The sequence below is a fragment of the Mycoplasmopsis sturni DSM 22021 genome (assembly GCF_000701485.1).
In the GTDB taxonomy this organism is placed as follows: domain Bacteria; phylum Bacillota_I; class Bacilli_A; order Mycoplasmatales; family Metamycoplasmataceae; genus Mycoplasmopsis; species Mycoplasmopsis sturni.
In genome coordinates this window covers 182,888-204,602 of record NZ_JNIZ01000003.1, presented here as the reverse complement: position 1 = coordinate 204,602, position 21,715 = coordinate 182,888, and the positions used below count along the sequence as shown (strand labels likewise).

The following is a 21,715-nucleotide window of genomic DNA, read 5'->3' as shown; positions in this document are numbered from 1 at the left end:
TTTTTGCGAAACATACAATTTAACCTAATTTATTGAAATTTAGCAACTAAAAATTATAAAATAGCTAGTTTTTGTTTAATTAAATAATCAATACCTTTGCTTGAAATTTTTCTTCCTCTTGAGTTTTTTTCAATTAACTTTAAGTATAGTAAAATTGGCTCTATTTCATTTAGAATGTTATCTTTTTGCATAGGCAATAATCCGGCAATTGTATCTAGTGATACAGCTCTATCCTCGAAACCTTCTCAGATTGTCATTAAATAATCAATATGGTCTTTAGAAAGTCCTAGCGGGTATAATTCAAGGTATTTTAGAGTCTTAAAAATAATCTTTTTGCTTATTTTGCCGTGATTTTGGGATATGGCAAAGTCATTAACACGCTCTAATAATTGGTTTGCAATTCTTGGTGTGGAACGAGAATAAGACGAAATAATAGAGACAAATTTTTCTTCCATTTCTATATTCAATAAATCCATTGAAGTTCTAATTATTTTATTTAAATCTTCTTCAGAATAATTTTCAAAACGACCTATATATCCAAATCTATCTTTAAGAGGTTGCGATATTTCGCTAATTTTAGTGGTAGCTCCAATTAAAGTAAATGGTTTGATTTTCATCCTCATTGCTTTTGCGTTTTCTTCAACGCCAATTATTAAATCAAAAACAAAATCCTCCATTGCATTATAAAGAAATTCAATAACTCCTTTATTTATGCTATGAATTTCATCGATAAAAACGATATCATTTTCTTTAATTACCGACAAAATAGAAATCAAATCTGATTTCTTTTCAATATGTGCTCCTTGAATAATATGTATACTACTATTTGTTTCATTAGCAATGATGCTTGCTAGTGACGTTTTTCCTAAACCAGGCATTCCATGAAATAAAATGTGTGGTAGTACTCTTTCTTGCTTTTTTGAGCTTTTAATCATTGCTTTTATGGTTTCTACAATTTTGTGTTGTCCAATAAAGTGTTCAAAATCTTGCGGTCTAAGTTGTGTATTCATTTTGTCTAGTTGTAATTAATTCAATACTTTTTTCAACAAGTTGTTCCAAATCATCGGTAGGAACGACATTGGTTAGAGCAAAATCAATTTGTTTCTTCTTGAAACCTAATGTATTTAAAGTTTCTGCCAAATCTTGCAATTTAGCTTGATTATTAGAGTTGGTTTTTGTTTTTTTAGTTAACATTTTTGATCATTTTTGAGCTAACTCTACGCATATATAACGTGCTGTCTTATCTGAAATAAATTGAATTTTTGATAGTTCTTGCCACTGATCATTAGCAATTAAATCCGCAATATATTCTCAACCTTTGTCAAGCATATTCATCGCAATTTTTGGACCTATTTTGTCAATAGTAAGTAAATCCAAAAACAAAAGACGCTCTTTAAAATCTTTAAAACCATATGTAATTTTCAAATAATCTGAACTATATTCGTAAAAATATAGTTTCATTTTTTCGTGTAATGAATATCTTGATTCATTACAAATTGTTACTAAAAAACCCTCTCCTTTAGATTCAAAAATAATGTTGTTGAAATTTTTATGAACTATTTCACCTAATTTATATAAAAGCATATTTCTCCTTTCAATTATGTCTTAATTTTTTATTCAAAAAATGCACAAAAAAATACCGGTTTCCCGATATTTTAAATTATATAAAAATTATTGAATACGGTCGTTAAGGGCTTTATATCCTTGAACTTTTTTACCATTGTAAAAACCACAAAATCTACATACTACATGTTGCTCAATTTTTTGTGTACAGTTTGAACATGCAACAAGGTTTGGCATTGATAATGCTGAGTGGCTGTTTCTTTTGTGTTTACGTTGTTTCGATGTTTTACGCTTTGGTACAATAGCCATGGTTCCCTCCTTTATTGTGGTTTTATAATAAATGCTATATTATTATATATTATAAATTTAAAAAAACTTAATCTTTTTTAAAAATTTACACCTTGGTTTTTTCAATGTATTAGTAATAATTAAATAAAATTGTAAAAGTATTTAATTTTAAATTTAAATAATATTATTCGTTTTCTTTTTTGTGTTTTTCTAAATTAATTAATAACGATAATTCTTCGAGTGATTTGGAATCAACAGAAGAAGGTGCGCCTGTAAAAATATCTTGATTTTTTGCATTTTTAGGGAAGGCAATAACATCTCTGATTGTTTTTTGCTCTGCTAAAATCATAACCAAACGATCCATTCCTAGCCCAATTCCACAATGTGGTGGAACCCCGTATTTAAGACCGTTTAAAAAGAATCCAAATTTTTCTTCTTGCTGTTCTTTATTAAGGCCAATTAATTCAAACATTTTTTCTTGCATTTCAGAATCATAAATTCTTGCTGAACCAGAGCCTAATTCAAAACCATTTAATACAAGATCATAACTTTTGGCTCTTAATTTATCTTTGCTTAAAGTATTGATTTCTTCTAAAGTATTATCAAATTGAGTAAATGGGTGGTGAGCTGCAGCTCAAGTATCATCTTCTTCATTGTACTCAAACATTGGTCAGTCAACAATTCAAGAGAAATTATATTCATCTCTTGCTCAATGATAAATATTGTTTAATTCAACCCTAAGTGCTCCTAGAGCTTGCGAAGCATTCTCGTACTTATTAGCGACAATAAAATATGTTCCATTATTTTTGTTTATTTTTTGAATCAATTCTTCAACAGCTTGAGGGATTTTTTTTGCAAAATTGCTTTCAACGAATTTGCCATTTTCAACAGTGAAGTAGAATAAAGCATTAGCTTTATTTTTCTTAGCTATTTCTTCCAATGCTTTAAATTGTTTTTTTGTAATTACCTCATCAATTACTAAAAGCCTCTTTGAAGGAGCGTCTTTAATAATATTAAAATCTGTTATGTTTGCAAAATCAGGAATATCTATAATTTTAACTTCATATCTTAAGTCTGGTTTGTCAGTTCCGTAGTCTCTAATGCAATCATTAAATTTTAATTTAGGAAAAGGTGTTTGAATATCAACATTCATTACCTTTTTCATGAAGTGTTTAAAAAGACCTTCAATTAAAGTCATAAAATCAGGTACTTCTAAAAAGCTTGTTTCAATATCTAATTGTGTAAATTCTGGTTGACGATCTTTTCTTGAATCTTCATCTCTAAAACATCTAGCAAATTGATAATATCTCTCAAAACCTGATACCATAAGTAATTGCTTGAATAATTGAGGCGATTGAGGAAGTGCATAAAAAGTACCGCCGTGTCTTGTAGGAACAAGAAAATCTCTTGCTCCTTCTGGTGTGGCCTTTGCTAACATCGGGGTTTCAATTTCAGTAAATTCGTTTTCTTGCATATACTCACGCATTGCGAAAAAAATATCATTTCTTAATTTAAGAGTTTTTTGCATCACAGGGCGACGCAAATCTAAAAAACGATATTTTAAACGAAGCTCTTCATTAACTTCTGCATCATCGCGAATAGCAAAAGGAAGCTCATTTGCAGAAGAGAAGACTTTAAAATCTTGAACAATAATTTCTATATCACCTGTTTTTAATGAAGGATTAGGATCTTTTCTTCTAACAACTTCACCAGTAACTTCTAAAACACTTTCTTTTGAAAAGTGAATTGGTTGGTTAAACACAAGTTGAGTAACTCCGTATTTATCTCTTAAATCAACAAAAGAGATTTCTCCGAATTTTCTCTTATTTAACACTCAACCATAAAGTGTTACAACTTGGCCCACATGTTGCAAGTTAAGTTCGTTATTTTTAAAAGTTTTCTTCATAAGAATCCTCCAATAAATCTGAAATATAAGCAAAAAGTTTTTCCATTTCTTCTAATTCTTCAACATCAAAAATTGTTTTTTGACCACTTCTTAAATCCTTCAAGACAAGTGAATTAGGTCCAATAACTTTAGGATCTTCATAAATTAAAATCTTTGCTTTTTCTCTACGAGCCATTTCCATAATTTTTTTCTGCTTGATTAATTCTGGAACAAATTTGTTATTTAAAGTTCCTAAGTATTGATCAATTCCATTTTTAAATTCTAAAAGTAAATCTAGCTTTTTCTCATCATCAGATGCCGCAAATAAGATATCTAATTCAGGAACAATTCCAAAATTAGGAGCTTCTATCACGCCTTTTTCAGGTATTCATAAATCAGGGAAGAGATCTAAAAGTCTATCAATTCCAATTCCAAAACCTACACTAGAAATTTTAGGACCTCCTAACTCTTCAATTAAATTAGAATATCTTCCTCCACCGATTAATGTTATTGGGTCTTTTTCACCAAAAAGAATTTCAAAAACTGTCTCATCATAGTAATCAAGACCACGAACAAGATTTTCATTTACTTCATAATCAATATTATAAACATCTAAAATATGTTGCACTCTTTGGAAGTAAATTTTACTTTCTTCACTTAAGTAATCACTAATTTTAGGAGCATTTTGCATAAAAGGTAATTTAGAGTCTACTTTGTCATCAAGAATTCTTAATACATTTTTTGAATCTAATCTTTCTCTTGATAATTCTGTTAATTCATTGCGATATGGTTCTAAAAACTCTTTTAAAGCTTTTTGGTAATTCTCTCTACTTTGAGCATCACCAATACTATTAATAACAATTCTGATGCCTTTTTGAGCAACTTCTATTTCCTCTAAAAACGAATAAGCCGTGTGAATAACTAATCCATCTTTGTATGGATTTTTATCTCCTACATATTCAACTCCAGCTTGGTAAAACTGTCTAAAACGTCCTGCTTGGGGACGCTCATAACGAAACATTGGCCCAAAGTAAGCAAATTGTTGAATAATATTTTGAGCATATCATTTATTATCAACAAAGGAACGAACAAAAGATGCTGTTCCTTCAGGTCTAAGAACCAATTCACGGTTTCCTTTATCAGGAAACTCAAACATCTCTTTTTTGACCATTTCGCTTTGTTCATTGCTTCTTCTAAATAGTTCCGAGTATTCTAAAATAGGTGTTTCAATCATTTTGAACCCTAATCCAAATGTTGTTTTAACAAACATATCTTGTAAATATTGTTTTCTATTTCATTGAATACCGTTATAATCTATTGTTCCTTTTACTTTTTTAATCATATGTTTCTCCTAAAATACTATAAGTATTTTAATTATACTCAAAAATGCTTTTTTGCTCTGGGCAAAAAAGTTCAAAAAAAGCAAAGTAGTTCTTTGCTTAATCTTCTAAAAATTGACTTAAATACTTGCTTAGTCCAGCGTTTTTACAAGGGTATGGCGAAATTTCATCGGCAATATTTTTGAAGGCTTCTGCTGAATTTTGCATAGCTACAACTTTACCTACAACACCTTTAGTCGAGGCATCATTCATAGAATCACCGATATGTATAGCATTTAAGGGATCAATGTTTCAAAGGTTACATAAATATCTTTCAGCTTCCCCTTTTGAAACATTTGCTGCAGTTATTTCGATGTAATTACTTTTATTACCACTTAGTGTTACATTTAATTTCCCTGCAAATAAAACTAATCATTTTTTATAAAGTCTTTGAAGTTTTCTTTTTGATGGACATCAAACTAAAACTTTATAGGCTAGAAATTCATTTCTGAATTCTTTATAAACTCTTATTTTTCTTCCTGTTAATCTAAATAAAAATTGGAAAAGTTTATTTCTCACAAAACTAGTGTGCGAGAAATTAGAATTAAAAATAATAACCGCTTTTTCTAAAACAATTTGATCAAAAAGTTCTTGCACTACATCGCGGTCTATTTCTGATTTTTTAATAAGTTCTCCATTAACAACAATTTTTGAACCATTTCATGCAATAAATGTGTTTAAATCAATTTTTTTCAACATTCGACGGGTGTTTTCATTATCCCCTCTACCAGTTGATACAATCACAGGAATTCGCTGACTTAAACGTTTAATTACTTTTGCATTTTCATCGCTTATTGCTTTTTTGCCATTTTCTTTTCCATCAAGCGCTGTATCATCTAAATCAATAAAAATAATTTCGGGTTTTTTCATATATTTATTATATCAATTCATTAAAAAATAGCACTTTTTTGTGCTATTTTTTATAAAACTTCATTTAATGCTTCTGTAAAAATTGGGTGTGTATAAATGAATTTACCAAGGTCGCTTGCTTTAATTTTAAACTTTATTGCTAGCGATAAGATATTGATCATTTCTGCTGCTTCATAATGTCATAAAGTAGCGCCAATAACATAATCGTCTTTGTCAACTAAGATTTTGATAAATCCTGTTTTTTCCGAAATTACATGTGCTTTTGGAATTGCCATTACTGGTAATTTTTTAAGTGTGTATTCAATACCTTGTTCTTGGGCTTGCTTTTCATTTAATCCAACTCTTGCATATGCTGGATCTAAGAAAGTTGTCGTAGGTAATAAATTACGGTCTTTAAGAGTGTATTCAGGTTTTTTTCCTAGTAATTGAGGAAGAACAATTCTAGAGTCATCTAAAGAAACATAAGTAAAGAAGGCACCACCTTTAACATCTCCGATTGCTCAAATATTTGAAGTTGTTGTTTCAAGAAGATCATTAACTTTTATTGCTCCTCTTTCAACTTCTATTCCTGCTTTTTCAAGCTCTAAATCAGCTAGATTTGGAATTCTTCCAACAGAAGTAAGTACGGCATCAAATTCTTCTATTAATGTTTGTCCATTTGAATTAAGAGAAACAGAAACAGAGTTTTCTTTGTCAACAAATTTTGAAGGTGAAGTATTAAATAACAACTTAATTCCTGATTTAATTAATTGTTCTTTTATCGCATTTGCATCTTCAATATCTTCTGAAGCTAAAAACGCTTCATTAAACTGAGCTACAGTAACTTCTGTTCCAAAATTATTAAAGTAACTAGCAAATTCTAATCCAATAAAACCAGCACCAATAATTAATAATTTTTTAGGTAATTCTTGTAAATTTAAAATTCCTGTGCTATCGTGTATGAATTTACTTTCTTTAGCACCTTCAACATCATATTCTCTTGATTTAGAACCAGTGTTAATGATAATTTTATCAGCACTAATTTCTTCTTCTTTGTCTTCTGATTTAACTTTGATAGTATTTGAATTAACAAATGAAGCCACACCTACATATGGTATTACATTTTCTAAATCGGCTAAATTATGGTAATTCTTTGAATTTAAGAAAGCAACAAAGTTTTCTTTATGTTTAATGGCATGTTTAAAAGCTTCTTGTGATTCTTTAAATGTTCAATTTCTTCCTAGTTTTTCAGTTTCTTTTCAAATTTTTGAATTGTGTACAAAACTTTTGCTTGGCAAGCAACCTACATTAATGCAAGTTCCACCAAACATTTTTGGATCTCTTTCTATAATTGCAATTTTACTTTCAGGTTTAAGTTTTGATAATTTAGCAGCAATTGTTTTACCACCTTTACCTCAACCAACGATAATTAAATCATAGTGTTTCATTATTTTCTCCTTATTTGTTGCTCTAATTCAGAAATGGTAAACTTTTTAAATCAGTTTAAGACCTCTTCGTTAGCATCACTCATTAATGAAACCATAACAGAATTCATTGAACATGAAACTACGCAACTAGAATTTTCATTGCCTACTTTGTAATCATGCTGAATTCATTTAATATTTAGGTTTTCAAAAAGTTCAGCTAGATTCACAGAAGCATTTTTAATTTCGTAACCCCCATTACGTCCAAAAGTTCTTTTAACATAATTGTTTTCTACTAATCTTGACAAGACATTACGAATCTTTGTTTCATGAACACCAATATTTTCAGCTATATATTTACTTTTTAACGATTCTTTTTTGTGTTCAAGCAAAACTAATGAATGAATCGCAATAACAAAATCGGAATAAGAAAAATATTTATCTGTTATGTTTTTCATAACATAATGATAGCACATTTGCTGTATTTTAAAATCAAAAACATTAATAATATATAATTTTGAATCATTGAAAGGTTTGAAATGTCTGATAATAATTTTGAAAAAGATTTAGAAATAATTCCTAATAAAGAATTACACATTAACATGCAAGAAAACACTTTTTACTTTTTAGGTGAAAAAATGACTTTTTCAATTTCAACAAACCCTTTCTTTTCAAACCTAAAAATTACTAATTCTTTTACACAAAAAATCATAGACGTCATCGCTATAAAAAATAAAACTAACCAAAAGCAAATTCAAAAAGAAATTCAAAAGTGAATAGCAAAAAAGTTTTTACCTAAAATAGAAGCGATGCAAAAGGAAGTCTCTGATTTTTACAAAATTCCTAGTTCCCCTATTGAAATAATTTTCACAAAAACCATTCTTGGGAGAAACTGGTCAAAAGGTAAAAAAATTCAATACAGCTCTTTTCTTGCTGCTTTTTGTCCTGAAGTTGTCCAAAGTGTGGTTGTACACGAGGTTTGCCACACTGTTTCTAATTCAATTCCTAGCCATGGCAAGGAATTTTATCAATGCGTATATAAAAAGTGCCCTAATTACAAGGCACTTAAAAAGAAAATTCAAAATAGAAATTTTTACTAATCATAAGTTACACCAGTAAGTGTTTTAGCTCAATTAATAAAAAATTGATAAGTTTTATCTAAATCGGGTTTTCCTTGAGCTACTAAAAAAGATTTTTTATAAGAAAGCTCAATTAATTGTCCATAAATTTCGGCATTTTCACTGGCTGGCATAACACCAAGTTCTTCAATTTTATTTGGATAATATTTTGATATCAAACTATAAATAATAAATGCCGATGTTTGCATGTGATGTTTATCAATTTTTATAGACCCAATTGCCAATAGTTTTGCCGCCATTTCTTGGTCGATATATTTAGGCAACAAAATACCTGGTGTATCTAAAAATCAAAATTCATCAAATCTTACTCAATCAAGCTTAAGGGTCACGCCCGGATAATTAGCGACTTTTAAACTTGATTTTTGCGAAACTAAATTAATTAAAGAACTTTTTCCTGCATTAGGAATTCCTACTACAAAAGATTTTAGTCTTGGCTGCAATAAACCTTTGGCTTTATCTCTCTGAATTTTTTCATTTAATAATTTTTTAATTTCTTGAAGGATAATTTTTCTTGAGTTTCTTTGTCTAAGATCTAATCATAAAATTTTGGAACCTTTAAAGCGCTGATTAATTTTATCTTTTTTACTTTTGTCCATTAAATCACTTTTGGTAATAATAAATAATCTTGGTTTTTGTGGAGCAATATCATCAAAATCTTCATTATAAGAACTAATTGGACATCTAGCATCAAGCACAACAACAAATAAATCAGCAAGTTTAGCGTTTTCTTTGATATTCCTTGTTGCTTTGGCCATATGCCCAGGGTATCAATTTATAAAATATTGAAAGTCATCTGCAATTCTATCTTTGGCCATTTTTTTGTACTTCACTTTCTAATCTTTCTATTTTATGAGTTAATTCATCTCTTTCAACAATTAGATTACTAATTTCTTTTTCGTAATATTCTAGTGTGTGATTTAAACTTTCTAATCGGTTGTTTTCAATATTGATCAATTCAATAATTTGCTCTAAAAACATATCTACTTGTTCAATTGAGTAACCTTTTACGCTATATAAAAATTCCTGATTACTAATTTTTTTAATAATATCCTCTAGTTGCTTCATAATTTAACTAACCTTTTCTTGCTTGATAAAGAACTATTGACGCAGCACAAGCAACATTTAAGCTTTCAAAATTAATAGGTATATAAACTTTTGAGTTAACCATTTGGGCTATTTCTGGTTCAATACCATTTCCTTCATTTCCAAAAATAATTGCTAGTTTATCACTTCGAAAGGCAACCTCTTCTAGCTTATGCGCACTTTGATCTAATAATGTTGCATGAATCTGGAAATTTTCATTTTGTAATTTTTTAATTTCTTCACCTAAATTTTGAATTTTAATAATATTAAGATCAAAGAAGGCGCCTTGCGAAGCTCTTATAGTTTTTTCGTTGTAAAAATCAAAATCTTGAACTAAAACCGTGTCAAAATTAAAAGATTTGGCTAATCTAAAAATCGTGCCAACATTTCCTGGATCTTGCAATTTATTTAAAATTACAACGCGATTGAAATTATTATGATGATCTTTAAATTTTGCTTTGGCAATGATTTTCTGTGGTGTTTTTGTTGTAGATAAGTATTTAATAATATCTTCAGAAACTAAAATGGAATCTTTATATTTTGGGTTTTCAAAATATTCATATGTTTCCATTACTAAATTGTGTTTTTTTGCCTCTTCAACCAAATGATATCCTTCAATTAAAAAAACTCGCTGCTCTTGGCGATATTTTTTTAATTTTAATTTGGCCAATTCTTTAATTTGTTGATTATTTTTCGACTTTAAAATTTCCATCTCTTAAAAAATATTTCCCTTTTTCAACTTCATGTAAAGATAAGTTTTTGAAGTCCAATTGTCTCATAATTTCAAAAGAAATGATACAAACAGAATTAGCTAAGTTAATTGAGCGCATAGCATCAACCATTGGAATTCTTAAACAATTATCTAGATTATCTTGTAAAACTTGCTTGTCAATTCCTGTCGACTCTCTTCCAAACATGATTCAAATTTCACCATCATTTTCAAAGGTGTTTTGGTAATTAACATCAGTATATGTTTTAAGTCCATATCTTGTAATGTAGTAGATATTTTTATCTCCGTATTTTTTATTAAATGCATCATAAGATTCATGAACTTCATGTTCTATATCCGAAAGCATTCTTCCGGCACCTGCTCTTTTTAATCATTTAGGATGTAAGTCAAAAGCTATTGGTTTAATGATATGAAGTTTTGCTCCAAGAGCAAAACATGTACGAATAATATTTCCTGTGTTAGGACAAATTTCAGGTTGATATAATACAATATTTAGCATATTTTTATTATATTTTAATTACCTTTTTAGCAAAATAAAAAAGCGTATAAAACGCTTTTTTGTGGGTACTAAATTTTGAAATTTTATTCTTCGTCTTTATTTTGAATATTTCTACGTTTGATGATTTCATCAGCAATGTTTTTAGGACATTTTTCGTAGTGATCAAATTGCATTTGGTATGTTCCACGTCCACTTGTCATTGAACGAAGTTCTGTTGAGTATCCAAACATTTCTGAAAGAGGAACATTTGCTCTAACGATTGTAGCTCCGTCATTTCTTTGTTCTTGATCGTTAACAGCACCTCTACGACGTGAAAGGTCACCGATAACATCCCCAACATGATCTGAAGGAACAACTACTGCTACGTCCATAATAGGTTCAAGTAATACTGTTCCAATAGCATCTTTTGCTTTAGTAAGAGCTTTTGAAGCCGCGATTTTGTATGCCATTTCAGATGAATCGACATCGTGGTATGATCCATCAAATAATGTAGCTCTAACGTCAATCATTGGGTAACCAGCTAAGATACCTGCAGCCATTTTATCTTCAAGACCTTTTTGAATTGGTTTAATGTATTCTTTAGGAATTTTTCCACCAACAATTTTATCAACGAATTCAAAACCACCATCTGGATTTGGTTCAAATTTAATTCATACGTGTCCGTATTGTCCTTTACCACCAGATTGTTTGATGTGTTTTCCTTCAACTTCAGCAGTTTTAGTAATTGTTTCACGGTATGAAACTTGAGGAGCACCAACTTTAGCTTGTACACCAAATTCTCTTCTTAAACGGTCAACAATAATGTCAAGGTGTAACTCACCCATTCCGGCAATAATTGTTTGTCCTGTTTCATCATCGGTGTAAGTTCTAAATGTAGGGTCTTCAGCTGCTAATTTTTGAAGTCCAAGAGAAAGTTTTTCTGTAGCAGCTTTTGACTCAGGTTCAAGAGCTTGTGAAATAACGGGTTCTGGGAAAACCATCTTTTCTAATACAAGTTTTGGTGATTTTTCTGAAATTAAAGTATCTCCTGTTGTTGTTGATTTAAGACCAACAGCAGCAGCGATATCTCCAGCACGACATTCATCAATTTCTACACGGCTATTTGCGTGCATTTGAAGAATACGTCCAATACGTTCTTTTTCACCTTTTGTTGAGTTATAAACATAGCTTCCTTTGTTTAAAACTCCACGATAAACACGGAAGAATGTAAGAGATCCAACATATGGGTCAGTCATAACTTTGAAAGCAAGAGCTGCGAAGTCACCTTCATCAGTAGCTTCAACATTAATTTCTTCTCCATCTAAGTCAGCTTTAATAGCTGGGATATCAAGAGGTGATGGTAAGTAGTCGACAACAGCATCGATCATTCTTTTAACACCTTTATTTTTAAATGATGTTCCACAAACTACTGGGAAAAATTCAGAAGTAAGTGTAGCTTTACGAATAGCAGCTTTAAAGGTTTCTTCATCAATGTCTCCGCCTTCAAGTACAACCATCATAAGTTCTTCATCAAAGTTAGCAACAGCTTCAAGAAGTTCTTGACGCTTGATTTCAACAATATCTACTAAATCAGCAGGAATTTCTGTAGGAATTTCTTCCTCTGCTGCTTCTCCATTGTAAGTAATTGCTTGTCTTGTTACTAAGTCAATAATTCCATTGAAATCTGATTCAGCTCCAATAGGTCATTGAATTGCAACTGCATTTCCACCAAGTCTTGTTTTAACTGATTCAACTGATGCTGCAAAATCAGCTCCAGCCTTATCCATTTTATTAACATAAACAATTCTAGGTACTTTATAGTTTGTTGCTTGTCTTCAAACTGTTTCTGTTTGAGGTTCAACACCTGATTGAGCATCAAGAACTGCGACAGCACCATCAAGTACACGAAGTGAACGCTCTACCTCAACTGTAAAGTCAACGTGTCCTGGGGTATCAATTATGTTAATTCTTTTACCTTTTCAAAATGCTGTTGTTGCAGCAGATGTAATGGTAATTCCACGCTCTTGTTCTTGAGCCATTCAGTCCATTTGAGAAGCACCATCATGTGTTTCTCCAATTTTGTGGATTTTTCCTGTGTGGTATAAAATACGTTCTGTTGTTGTTGTTTTCCCTGCATCAATGTGGGCCATGATCCCGATATTACGGTAATCTTTTAATTCATATTCTCTAGCCATATATCACTATTCCTAGATTATCATCTGAAGTGTGCAAATGCACGGTTAGCTTCAGCCATTTTGTGAGTATCTTCACGTTTTTTGATAGCTCCACCAGTTTTGTTTGATGCATCAATAATTTCGTTTGCTAAACGAACATCCATTGTTTTTTCGTTTCTTGAACGAGCGTAGTTAACAAGTCATCTAAGAGCAAGAGTTTTTTTTCTTCTTGGAGAAACTTCTGTAGGAACTTGGTAATTTGTTCCACCGATTCTTCTTGTTCTAACCTCTAATTGAGGAGTAATGTTTTCTACTGCTTGTAGAAAAACTTCCATTGGGTCTCTTTGTGTTTTTTCTTTAACAATTTCAAATGCTGAATATAAAATATCTTGAGCAATTGATTTTTTTCCGTCAAGCATAATAGTGTTAATTAATTTTGTAACTAATACAGAATTAAAAACTGGATCTGCAAGTACTTCACGGATTGGTGCACTTTTCTTTCTTGACATATGTCCTCCTAATTTTTATTCATTTATTGGGTAAGTGTAATTTTTGATTAATTTAAAACTATTTTGCTTTTTCTTTTTTGGTTCCGTATAAACTACGTCCTTGTTGACGTTTTGTTACTCCGGCAGCATCTTGTGTTCCACGAACGATGTGGTATCTAACCCCTGGTAAGTCTTTAACACGACCTCCACGAATTAATACAACAGAGTGTTCTTGTAAGTTGTGTCCTTCACCTGGAATGTAAGCTGTAACTTCCATTCCATTAGATAACTTAACACGAGCGTATTTACGAAGCGCTGAGTTAGGTTTTTTAGGTGTCATTGTAGCAACACGAGTACATACACCACGTTTAAATGGTGAAGCCATTTTTTTAGCTTTTTTAATAAGTGAGTTGTAACTTAAGCTTAAAGCGGGTGCGTTTTGCTTTTTAACTTTAGAAACACGACCACTATTAACTAATTGATTTGTTGTAGGCATTTCTAAACCTTCCTTTCATTTTGTTATTTTAATAATATAAACGGCATACAATAAAGTATGTAAACATTATATAACAAAAAACTTTCCCAGTGTATCGTATTTTTTACTTTTTTTAGAGTGTTTTAATTTGTTTTTTCTTTAACTAAAACAAGCATAAAAAGTTTATTTACTTCTTATTATGAGTATTTTTAAAAATCACTAAATGAAAAATAAACAGGAAAATAAAATTTATTTTTGTTTTTTCATTGGCAAATACAAAGATAAAGATTTTTGCTTTTATTAAGTATTCATTTTTTATTTTCAAACTATATAAATAATATGTCCAATATAAGTGTTATAATATATTACGCATCAGTAATATATAAACAATGAAAGGAAACATGAAAAAGCAAATTTTCTGATACTCTCAAAGTTTTACAAAACTTTTATTTAAAAAGAAAACAACAATTCTTTTTCCAATATTTTTTCTTTTTGTAGGACTTCTGATGATGGCATTGACATTTGTTTTAAAAAATAAATTGTCTTATATTTTGGTTGTTTCAATTTCAGCAGCCATTATGCTTTTAACTAATTTAATCTATGGAGGCTTAAAAGCATTAAATATTTTCAAAGATACTCAAGATGATGGATTAGAAATACTAATTTTATCTAAACCTATTTCTCGTTTATCTATTCTTACCGCAAAAAATATCGCCTTTATTTTTGTTGGTATATCATATTCACTTTTTAACTCAATATCTTTTATTATTGGACAAGTTTACTTTAGCCAATCTATAAATCTAGCCAACTTGTTTGCATGAGCAATTTGTGTTAATTTTGTGACTTATTTATTTTTTGGATATTTAATTTCTTTAATTTCCATTAAACTAAGCCCAAAACTTTCCATTACAATCCCGTTAATTTCATTTATTGGAATTTTAGGTGGAGGGATGGGGATTTCCTCAACTTCAACAACTAATTTAAATAATGCAGCTTACTATTTAGAAACTAAAAATGAATACCAAAACTCTGGTAAACTAGCTGATTTAGAAAACTTTTATTTAAAAAATAACAAAGATGCTTTTTACATTATTCCTAATGGTTTTAATAAAAATTTTAGCGAAAAACAAATTTCATATTTAGATAAAGTCGTATCTATCTCTAATAATTCAGCAAAAGAAATGCAATGATATACATATTTAGCTTTTCCTTATCAATTTTTTAGTGTTTTTGTCGACCCTAATGCAAAATTATTTAACAGCAATAACAAAAATTACCTTGATAATACTTTATTTTATAATCACCAAGATAGCGTTGAAAATTCATATAAATTAAAGTTAGCTAGCGACTTAGTTCAAGTGCCTTTTAATGAAAAAGGTAAAGTAATTAAAAAATATATTATTCCTGGAGCACTTAAAAATAAAACTATTTATAAAAATCAAGAAAACTCAAATATTATTTACGCAAGAGAAAAGGCAAGTAAATTCAATGTCTCTTTCCCTGAAGATGAATATGTATTTGCTTCACCAAACAATCTAGTAGGTGAAATCAAATGAGATTATATTCAAGAAATAATTCAGCTCCCATGATTTCAAAAAGTTGTAGAAAACTTCTACAATGAAAAATTAGCTGATAAAGATTTAATTAAAGATGAAATTTTAGAATTGATCTCTCAAGAAATCAACAGAGTAAATAATCCATTGTACACTGATTTTGAAGGACTTTCTACTCTAACAGATAAAAACTCATTTAGCTCAGGAAAAATTAAATCTTTAACAGAACAAAAAGTTTATTTTGCCGTTGCCTATCTATACTATATTTATTTTGCACATAATAATTCAACAACCTTAAGAGCATTATTGTACAACGTAAACACTTTTGATTACCAACCATCATCTTTTAAGGTAAAAATTGGTGATTTTAATTATTTTATAGGTGGATTTGGATCATATAGTTTAATTCAAAAAGTTGAAGACCAAAAAGTTATTATGCGCTATGAATTAACTAAATCAAACAATACATTATTCCAAAGTCTTGATACCGTTTATGAATATTCAAAAGACAAAAAAATTATTATTAAATCAACTTTTATTGCTATTTGAATAACAATGCTTATCTTAGTTATGGTTTTAAATACAGCTATTCTTGTTAGAAAGGACTACAAATAATGTCTCAATATATTTTGGAAGTAAAAAACTTATCAAAAAAGTATGGTCAATTCCTTGCTGTAAATAACATTAGTTTTAATGTACCAAAAGGTTCGTTCCACGCTTTTATTGGTAAAAACGGTTCTGGTAAAACCACAACAATTAAAAGCATTATTGGGCTTTATCGTTCTTTTTCTGGGCAAATTAAAATTAATGGAATCGATTCAAAAATACCTCATTCTCGTGATATTTTAGGTTATGTTCCAGAAAAAGCAACCTTTCCTAGCGAGCTTAATGTCTATGAATATCTATTTTTCTTAGGTTCCTTATTTAAAATCCCTAAAAAAGATTTAAAAAACAAAATTGAACATTATTTAAGTCTTTTTCAAATATCAGATTTAAAGTATAAAAAACCAATTAATTTCTCGTCAGGACAAAAGAAAAAGGTGCTATTAATTCAAGCTTTACTTAACGACCCTGAATTAATTATTCTAGATGAACCGGCTGCTAATTTAGATCCATATGCACGTTTTGAGTTGTTTTCAATTTTGCAAAAATTACAACAAGAAGAAAAAAGCATTATCATTTGCTCGCATATTTTAAGTGAAATAGATAAATATGCTACAGATGTCACTTTAATTCATGATGGACAAATACTTTATTCAGGCAAAAAAAATCAGAAATTAGATGACTTATTTTATGAAAAAGTTATTAAGTCTTAGTTTATTGCTTTTTTCTTCTGTTGGAGCTATTTCATGCGTAAATCAAGCAAATTCAACCCAAAATAGCTCAGAAAACTTAAATAACAAAGATAAAGAAAAAAATACAAAACAAGATTACTTATTAGAACAGGTAGAACCTTTATTTAAATTTACCTTTAGTGAAGACCAAACAAAAAAACAAGAATATATATTTGACCAAAAAAACAAACCAATTAGTAAATTTGATGAACTAAATTATTCTTTATACTGATATAGTCCATTTTATCTTGATATGGATCGTAAAAATAGAGAGTTTAGGCGCTTATCTTTAAATGCTAAAAAAATAATTAACCAAACCTTAACTAAAGATTGATTTTGATTTCTTAATAATTTAGAAAAAATTGGTTTTGTATTAAATCCATATGGAGATGAATATTATCATGATACCTTTGGTCTTGATACAACGCAATATGTGCTGTTAAATGATGCCGATAGACCTTATTTAATAACGAATTTAAAAACCAACAAAGCTCATTTAATTATCAAAGATTTTGACATTCAAAATGAAAATAATCAATTTAAGTTATTAAAATCTTTTTATTTAATTATTGATCAAAAAAGATTCTTAAATGGTTTTATCTACCAAAAAGATGATTCAGTCACAATTCAATTTACCGGTGATGTTTACGAGATTTTTAACAACGAAGAAGTTTTACAAAAATCTAATATGGAAGATTTTATCAATAAATTTCAACAAGAACTTTTAACTCAATATCAAAAAAATACCCAGTCATATATTAGCTATCGCGAAAAATTAGATCCAAACACAGACACTAAAGCACTAGCTCAAAAATTTAACGACCAATGATTTCTTACATTATTTAACCCGGATGCTTATTCTAAAAGTGCATTTTTAGCTATTAAAGAATTACAAAAAGAAAACATTAATCTTATGAGATTTACAATCAGAAAGGTGTAATTATGAAAAAATGATTAACTTTGCTACTTCCTTTAGCACCTATTTTTGTAACTTCTTGTGCTGATTTAAGCAATAATTCACAATTAGAAAAAATTATTCAACCTAAATATAATAATGATCTTGATCCAGCTACACAAGAAAAAGCTAAATCTGAAAAAATTTTAGATAGCATTGTTGAGCAGGTTTTCCCCAATTATGCAAGAAAGGTTGAATTTTTAAAAACTCAAAATAACACAAAAAATATAAAAGCCTTTTTTGAAAAATACAAGGAAATTTCGGAAGAATTCTCAGAAGCACAAAAAAATCTTTCCGATACTTCAGAAATCGTGTCAAGATTAAATGAACTAGCTAATAAAAATTGATTAATTGTGCTTAGAAACATAACTAAATTTCGGGCCATTTTCGATTCTTGGTTAACTTTCCCGCAAAACAAAGCAGGTTCCCATTCACAAAAATATTTGGATTCTTTAAAGAAACTTAAAGAACCTTCTCCAAAGCTTTTTTCAACAAACTATTGAGAAGAACTTATCGAAGGAGATGAGTCAGCCGAATTTGCAAATACAACAATTTTATATCTTAAAAAGCAAAACATCTTTTTAAGAATGAGCATTTCTGACGCACTCACTGACAATCCAATATTTAATTTTCCAGGACAACTTTGATATTTTCCTAAATCTAACGCAATTAATATCTCAACCAAAATCCTAACAGATATTGTCCATAGTGCTTACATCCACGGAGACCAAATAGGATATGATCGTTTTGAAGATGATATGGTGAAAAAATATCGTTATGGTGAACCGGCTAATTTTATCTTATTATCAAAAGATGTAAAAATACAAGCAACAAACAATAATAATTTTGGTTTCTCTTTTTCTAAACAATTTAATTAGAGATTAATAATGTTAAAGAAAATAATTAAATTAATATCATTATTTGTTCCTTTTTCAGGATTAATTGTTGCTTCATGTACAAACCATAACGATCAAATTTCTCAGGATTTTCAAAACAAAGATTATCAAAATGACATTAAATGAAAAGAATTTATCAATCGCGATTATGTTCTGGATTTATTAAATACAATTTACAACCATGACCAAACCCAGATTCAAGAATACATAAAAACTCAAGAAGAATTACTTTTAGATCCCGATTACAAAAACATTTTATCTAATGCACTACTTTTTGCCAATAACTTAACAAGATCTTTTGGAAGCAATGCATATAACAAAGAAGAAACTCCTTACCCTTTAAAAAATTCCGACAAAGTACTTGACCAGTTAAAAACAAAAAACTGGTTATGATACTTATATAATATAGATTCTTTCACCTATATTAATTACCCTTCGGTAGCAGACTTATTTACAACAACAAATGAAGATAATATTTTAAATAGTTTGCAAAATAATTTAGCTACAAGTGGTTTTATGTCTCTTAAATCTAATAAAGTAATTGATTACACTAAACAAATTATTGATGACCCAGATTCCTTTAAAACAACTACTTTCTTTTTAGTTTTAGATTCAGGTTTTATTCTCAAAATATTCTTAACACCAGATTGAGATAATCCAAGTATTATAAAAACAGAAATTAGTAATTATGTTTATTCTTTCCCAAAAATAGCCTTTAAAGATGATATTTTAGATCATTTTAATATCAAAAAATTTGTTCTTTCAACAGAAGCTTTTGGATCTGTGCCTCAAGACAGAAGCCAACAAATTTTATTTAAAGAACAATACGGAGGAAAAGAACTTCGCTTTACTTTAGTAGATGTGCAATAAAAAAGCAGGTTTTACTGCTTTTTTTTCGTTTGTTTTTTAAAAAAATCTACTATTTTAAATCAAAATGATCAAATTTGATTTCAGTATAAGTTTATTGCAAATAATAAAACTAATCAAGTAATTGAATAAAAAATCGAAACCACAACATTACTCTTATATCCAAAAATCACAATTGGATTATTAGCGATATTGTAACTTTCTCAAACCGTACCATCATAAACTGTTGCTCTTGCAATTTGTAAAAGTTGAGAAATTGGGGAAATAGAAGCCAAAAACTTCATTCAATCAGGGTACTTAGATAATGGAATTAAAGTTCCTATAAAATACCCTCCAAACATAATGACCATCACACTAATACCCAATGAAACATTTAAGGATTTAATTTTAGACATTAAAATTGTGTAAAAAAGTGAGCTTGATAAAACAGACAAAATAAGAGTTCAACTCATGCCAAAAACACTTCTAAAGGTCACTATATAAATAGTTTCTTGAATTAACTTAATTTCATCAGTTTTCTTTGAAAATTGATCAACTAAAGAATTTATTGCTTGTATTTCTTGATTATATTTGTCATGTAATTCCGGGTGATTATTTAAAAAAAACAAAACTGATGTAACTTTATCATATAAATCAGTGGTTCTATTTTTTAAGTCTCCTTCGGGATTAAGTACTTCAATTCTATTTACATTAAAAATAAAAATTAAACAAATAAATAAAATTAAAATTAAAAAGCAAATAAGCAAATTTAATAAAGCATTAAAAACAAAATAACTAAATCGTATTTTTCATTGCTTTATTGGAGTAATTTTTATATCTTCTATTGTTAAATTTGAATTATCTTGAGTTTGTGGCAAAGTCAAAGTAACTGCATTAACTAAACAAATTAAGAATAAAATTCCGGTTCCTATTTGAAAGGTTTGTATCCCAACTGTATTTGAGCTAAAATCATTCATTCTAGCAACCACATTATAAATAACTAATAAAATTAAAAAAACCAAAATAGGTGCAAAAAGAGTAATAAATAATCTTCATTTTTGATTATAAAACGACCTTCATTGTCTACGAAGTAAAACATAAATATCCATTATTACCTACTTTTAATAATATTTAAGAAAACATCATCCATATCACCATTAACTAACTCAATATCCTTCATTTCAGGGTTTTCAATCAAAAAATCATGAGCTTTATTTGTATTAACAAAATAAATTCGATAATGATTATCAATGTATTTAAATTTTAGATTTTTTTCTTTAAAACTTAATTCTAAATCCGGATCTACTTTATGGTAAATTTTTATAATTGTTTCTGTATATTTAGTTTTTAATTCCCTAACAGTCCCTCTTTCTAAAATTTTTCCTTTTTGTAAGACAATTACATTTGTACAATTATTAGCTTCTTCCATATAGTGTGTGGTTAAAATAATTGTCAAATTGTTTTTTTCGCGATAGTTTTGTAAGTTTTTTCAAACTAATTTTCTTGAATTTGGATCCAATCCCGTTGTTGGTTCATCTAAAAATAAAATTAAAGGTTTATGAATTAAAGCACGGGCAATATCAACTCTTCTTTTTTGTCCCCCAGAAAGTTGGTGATATAGCTTATTAGAAAAACTTGTTAATTCAAATTCATCAATAATCTTTTTAACTACATCTTTAATTGGTTCTTTAAATCTATTTCTGTAAAGCAATGCTTTTTCATAAAGAATTTCAGAAACTTTTAAATAAGGATCTAATATTGAATTTTGGAAAACTACCCCGATTTCATTTTTTATATATGCTTGATTTTTAAAGGCATTTTTTCCATTAATTCACACTTGGCCTGAGTCAGGTTTTAAAATTCCGAAAATAATATTGAGTGTGGTTGTTTTTCCGGCCCCATTAACTCCCAAAAAGCCAAAAAGCTCACCTTTTTGAACTTCAAAATTAAGGTTATTTAAAGCCTTAAAATTACCAAAACTTTTGTTTAAATTTTCAATTTTTAAAACTATTTCTTTCATTTTTCCCTTTGATTTTTTTATTATATATTTTTTTAGCATTTACACAAAAAACAAAGAATTTGTACACAATTTATCCACACATTTATTTAAAGACTATTTTTTATGTGGAAAGCCCTAAAAATCGCAAATGAAAGTTGTGGATTAATTGTGGGAAAG

Annotated in this window: 23 protein-coding genes; 6 read left to right on the top strand and 17 right to left on the bottom strand. The window is 28.8% G+C overall.

Translation table 4 applies throughout. The features are described from left to right. Positions 1 to 53: 53 nt before the first annotated feature. The 8 genes from ruvB to Q349_RS00925 form a co-directional block, all read right to left on the bottom strand. Positions 54 to 1,010: a Holliday junction branch migration DNA helicase RuvB gene (gene ruvB, locus Q349_RS00960; RefSeq protein ID WP_036463952.1), complete on the bottom strand. Its 957-nt coding sequence runs from the start codon at positions 1,008 to 1,010 to the stop codon at positions 54 to 56. Then, positions 994 to 1,584: a Holliday junction branch migration protein RuvA gene (ruvA, locus tag Q349_RS00955; protein WP_036463950.1), complete on the bottom strand. Its 591-nt coding sequence runs from the start codon at positions 1,582 to 1,584 to the stop codon at positions 994 to 996. Before ruvA ends, ruvB begins: the two co-directional genes overlap by 17 nt. An 87-nt stretch (positions 1,585 to 1,671) precedes the next feature. After that, a complete protein-coding gene (gene rpmF / locus Q349_RS00950; RefSeq protein ID WP_036463948.1) occupies positions 1,672 to 1,872 on the bottom strand; it encodes a 50S ribosomal protein L32 in 201 nt (66 codons plus the stop codon). Between the two features lie 163 nt (positions 1,873 to 2,035). Then, a complete protein-coding gene (gene aspS, locus Q349_RS00945; RefSeq protein ID WP_036463946.1) occupies positions 2,036 to 3,757 on the bottom strand; it encodes an aspartate--tRNA ligase in 1,722 nt (573 codons plus the stop codon). Further along, a complete protein-coding gene (gene hisS, locus Q349_RS00940; RefSeq protein WP_036463944.1) occupies positions 3,741 to 5,078 on the bottom strand; it encodes a histidine--tRNA ligase in 1,338 nt (445 codons plus the stop codon). Before hisS ends, aspS begins: the two co-directional genes overlap by 17 nt. 97 nt (positions 5,079 to 5,175) lie before the next feature. Further along, the gene (locus Q349_RS00935; RefSeq protein WP_036463942.1) at positions 5,176 to 5,985 is read right to left on the bottom strand and encodes an HAD-IIB family hydrolase; all 810 of its coding nucleotides are present in this window, start codon (positions 5,983 to 5,985) and stop codon (positions 5,176 to 5,178) included. A 50-nt stretch (positions 5,986 to 6,035) separates the two neighbouring features. Continuing rightward, positions 6,036 to 7,412, bottom strand: coding sequence for a dihydrolipoyl dehydrogenase family protein (locus tag Q349_RS00930; protein WP_036463940.1), 1,377 nt, complete (start codon positions 7,410 to 7,412; stop codon positions 6,036 to 6,038). Then, the gene (locus Q349_RS00925; protein WP_036463937.1) at positions 7,412 to 7,846 is read right to left on the bottom strand and encodes an Rrf2 family transcriptional regulator; all 435 of its coding nucleotides are present in this window, start codon (positions 7,844 to 7,846) and stop codon (positions 7,412 to 7,414) included. The genes Q349_RS00930 and Q349_RS00925 overlap by 1 nt, the downstream gene beginning before the upstream one ends. An 81-nt stretch (positions 7,847 to 7,927) precedes the next feature. Here Q349_RS00925 and Q349_RS00920 point away from each other — a divergent pair, with 81 nt between their 5' ends. Continuing rightward, positions 7,928 to 8,488, top strand: a complete 561-nt coding sequence (locus Q349_RS00920; protein WP_036463934.1) for a YgjP-like metallopeptidase domain-containing protein — start codon at positions 7,928 to 7,930, stop codon at positions 8,486 to 8,488. Here Q349_RS00920 and ylqF read toward each other — a convergent pair. The 7 genes from ylqF to rpsL form a co-directional block, all read right to left on the bottom strand. Next, positions 8,485 to 9,342, bottom strand: a complete 858-nt coding sequence (gene ylqF, locus Q349_RS00915; protein WP_036463931.1) for a ribosome biogenesis GTPase YlqF — start codon at positions 9,340 to 9,342, stop codon at positions 8,485 to 8,487. The two genes, Q349_RS00920 and ylqF, sit on opposite strands and share 4 nt — an antisense overlap. Then, on the bottom strand, positions 9,329 to 9,592 hold the full coding sequence (locus Q349_RS00910) for a hypothetical protein (protein ID WP_036463928.1): 264 nt from the start codon (positions 9,590 to 9,592) through the stop codon (positions 9,329 to 9,331). Before Q349_RS00910 ends, ylqF begins: the two co-directional genes overlap by 14 nt. A 7-nt stretch (positions 9,593 to 9,599) precedes the next feature. After that, on the bottom strand, positions 9,600 to 10,322 hold the full coding sequence (locus Q349_RS00905) for a TrmH family RNA methyltransferase (RefSeq protein WP_036463923.1): 723 nt from the start codon (positions 10,320 to 10,322) through the stop codon (positions 9,600 to 9,602). Beyond that, entirely contained in the window at positions 10,297 to 10,839 is a 543-nt protein-coding gene (locus Q349_RS00900; RefSeq protein ID WP_036464216.1) for a tRNA (cytidine(34)-2'-O)-methyltransferase, read from the bottom strand. The genes Q349_RS00905 and Q349_RS00900 overlap by 26 nt, the downstream gene beginning before the upstream one ends. Positions 10,840 to 10,922: 83 nt before the next feature. Then, entirely contained in the window at positions 10,923 to 13,013 is a 2,091-nt protein-coding gene (gene fusA / locus Q349_RS00895; protein ID WP_036463920.1) for an elongation factor G, read from the bottom strand. A 17-nt stretch (positions 13,014 to 13,030) separates the two neighbouring features. Next, entirely contained in the window at positions 13,031 to 13,501 is a 471-nt protein-coding gene (gene rpsG / locus Q349_RS00890) for a 30S ribosomal protein S7 (RefSeq protein ID WP_036463918.1), read from the bottom strand. A gap of 58 nt (positions 13,502 to 13,559) precedes the next feature. After that, positions 13,560 to 13,976, bottom strand: a complete 417-nt coding sequence (rpsL, locus tag Q349_RS00885) for a 30S ribosomal protein S12 (RefSeq protein WP_036463916.1) — start codon at positions 13,974 to 13,976, stop codon at positions 13,560 to 13,562. 380 nt (positions 13,977 to 14,356) lie between these two features. Between rpsL and Q349_RS00880 the strand changes: the two genes are divergently transcribed. The 5 genes from Q349_RS00880 to Q349_RS00860 are packed head-to-tail and all read left to right on the top strand — an operon-like array spanning position 14,357 to position 19,563. After that, the gene (locus Q349_RS00880; RefSeq protein ID WP_036463914.1) at positions 14,357 to 16,123 is read left to right on the top strand and encodes an ABC transporter permease; all 1,767 of its coding nucleotides are present in this window, start codon (positions 14,357 to 14,359) and stop codon (positions 16,121 to 16,123) included. Next, on the top strand, positions 16,123 to 16,824 hold the full coding sequence (locus Q349_RS00875) for an ABC transporter ATP-binding protein (protein ID WP_036463912.1): 702 nt from the start codon (positions 16,123 to 16,125) through the stop codon (positions 16,822 to 16,824). Before Q349_RS00880 ends, Q349_RS00875 begins: the two co-directional genes overlap by 1 nt. After that, complete coding sequence (locus tag Q349_RS00870; protein WP_156932510.1) at positions 16,802 to 17,782, top strand: aromatic motif membrane protein; 981 nt, start codon at positions 16,802 to 16,804, stop codon at positions 17,780 to 17,782. The genes Q349_RS00875 and Q349_RS00870 overlap by 23 nt, the downstream gene beginning before the upstream one ends. Positions 17,783 to 17,784: 2 nt before the next feature. Beyond that, positions 17,785 to 18,675: an aromatic motif membrane protein gene (locus tag Q349_RS00865; protein WP_036463908.1), complete on the top strand. Its 891-nt coding sequence runs from the start codon at positions 17,785 to 17,787 to the stop codon at positions 18,673 to 18,675. Between the two features lie 9 nt (positions 18,676 to 18,684). Beyond that, positions 18,685 to 19,563: an aromatic motif membrane protein gene (locus Q349_RS00860; RefSeq protein WP_036463904.1), complete on the top strand. Its 879-nt coding sequence runs from the start codon at positions 18,685 to 18,687 to the stop codon at positions 19,561 to 19,563. A gap of 11 nt (positions 19,564 to 19,574) precedes the next feature. On the opposite strand, the gene Q349_RS00855 is transcribed toward Q349_RS00860, so the two are convergent. Together Q349_RS00855 and Q349_RS00850 are read right to left on the bottom strand one after the other, a co-directional pair. Continuing rightward, positions 19,575 to 20,648, bottom strand: coding sequence for an ABC transporter permease (locus Q349_RS00855; protein WP_036463901.1), 1,074 nt, complete (start codon positions 20,646 to 20,648; stop codon positions 19,575 to 19,577). Between the two features lie 2 nt (positions 20,649 to 20,650). Continuing rightward, entirely contained in the window at positions 20,651 to 21,559 is a 909-nt protein-coding gene (locus tag Q349_RS00850; RefSeq protein WP_036463897.1) for an ABC transporter ATP-binding protein, read from the bottom strand. Between the last annotated feature and the right edge of the window lie 156 nt (positions 21,560 to 21,715).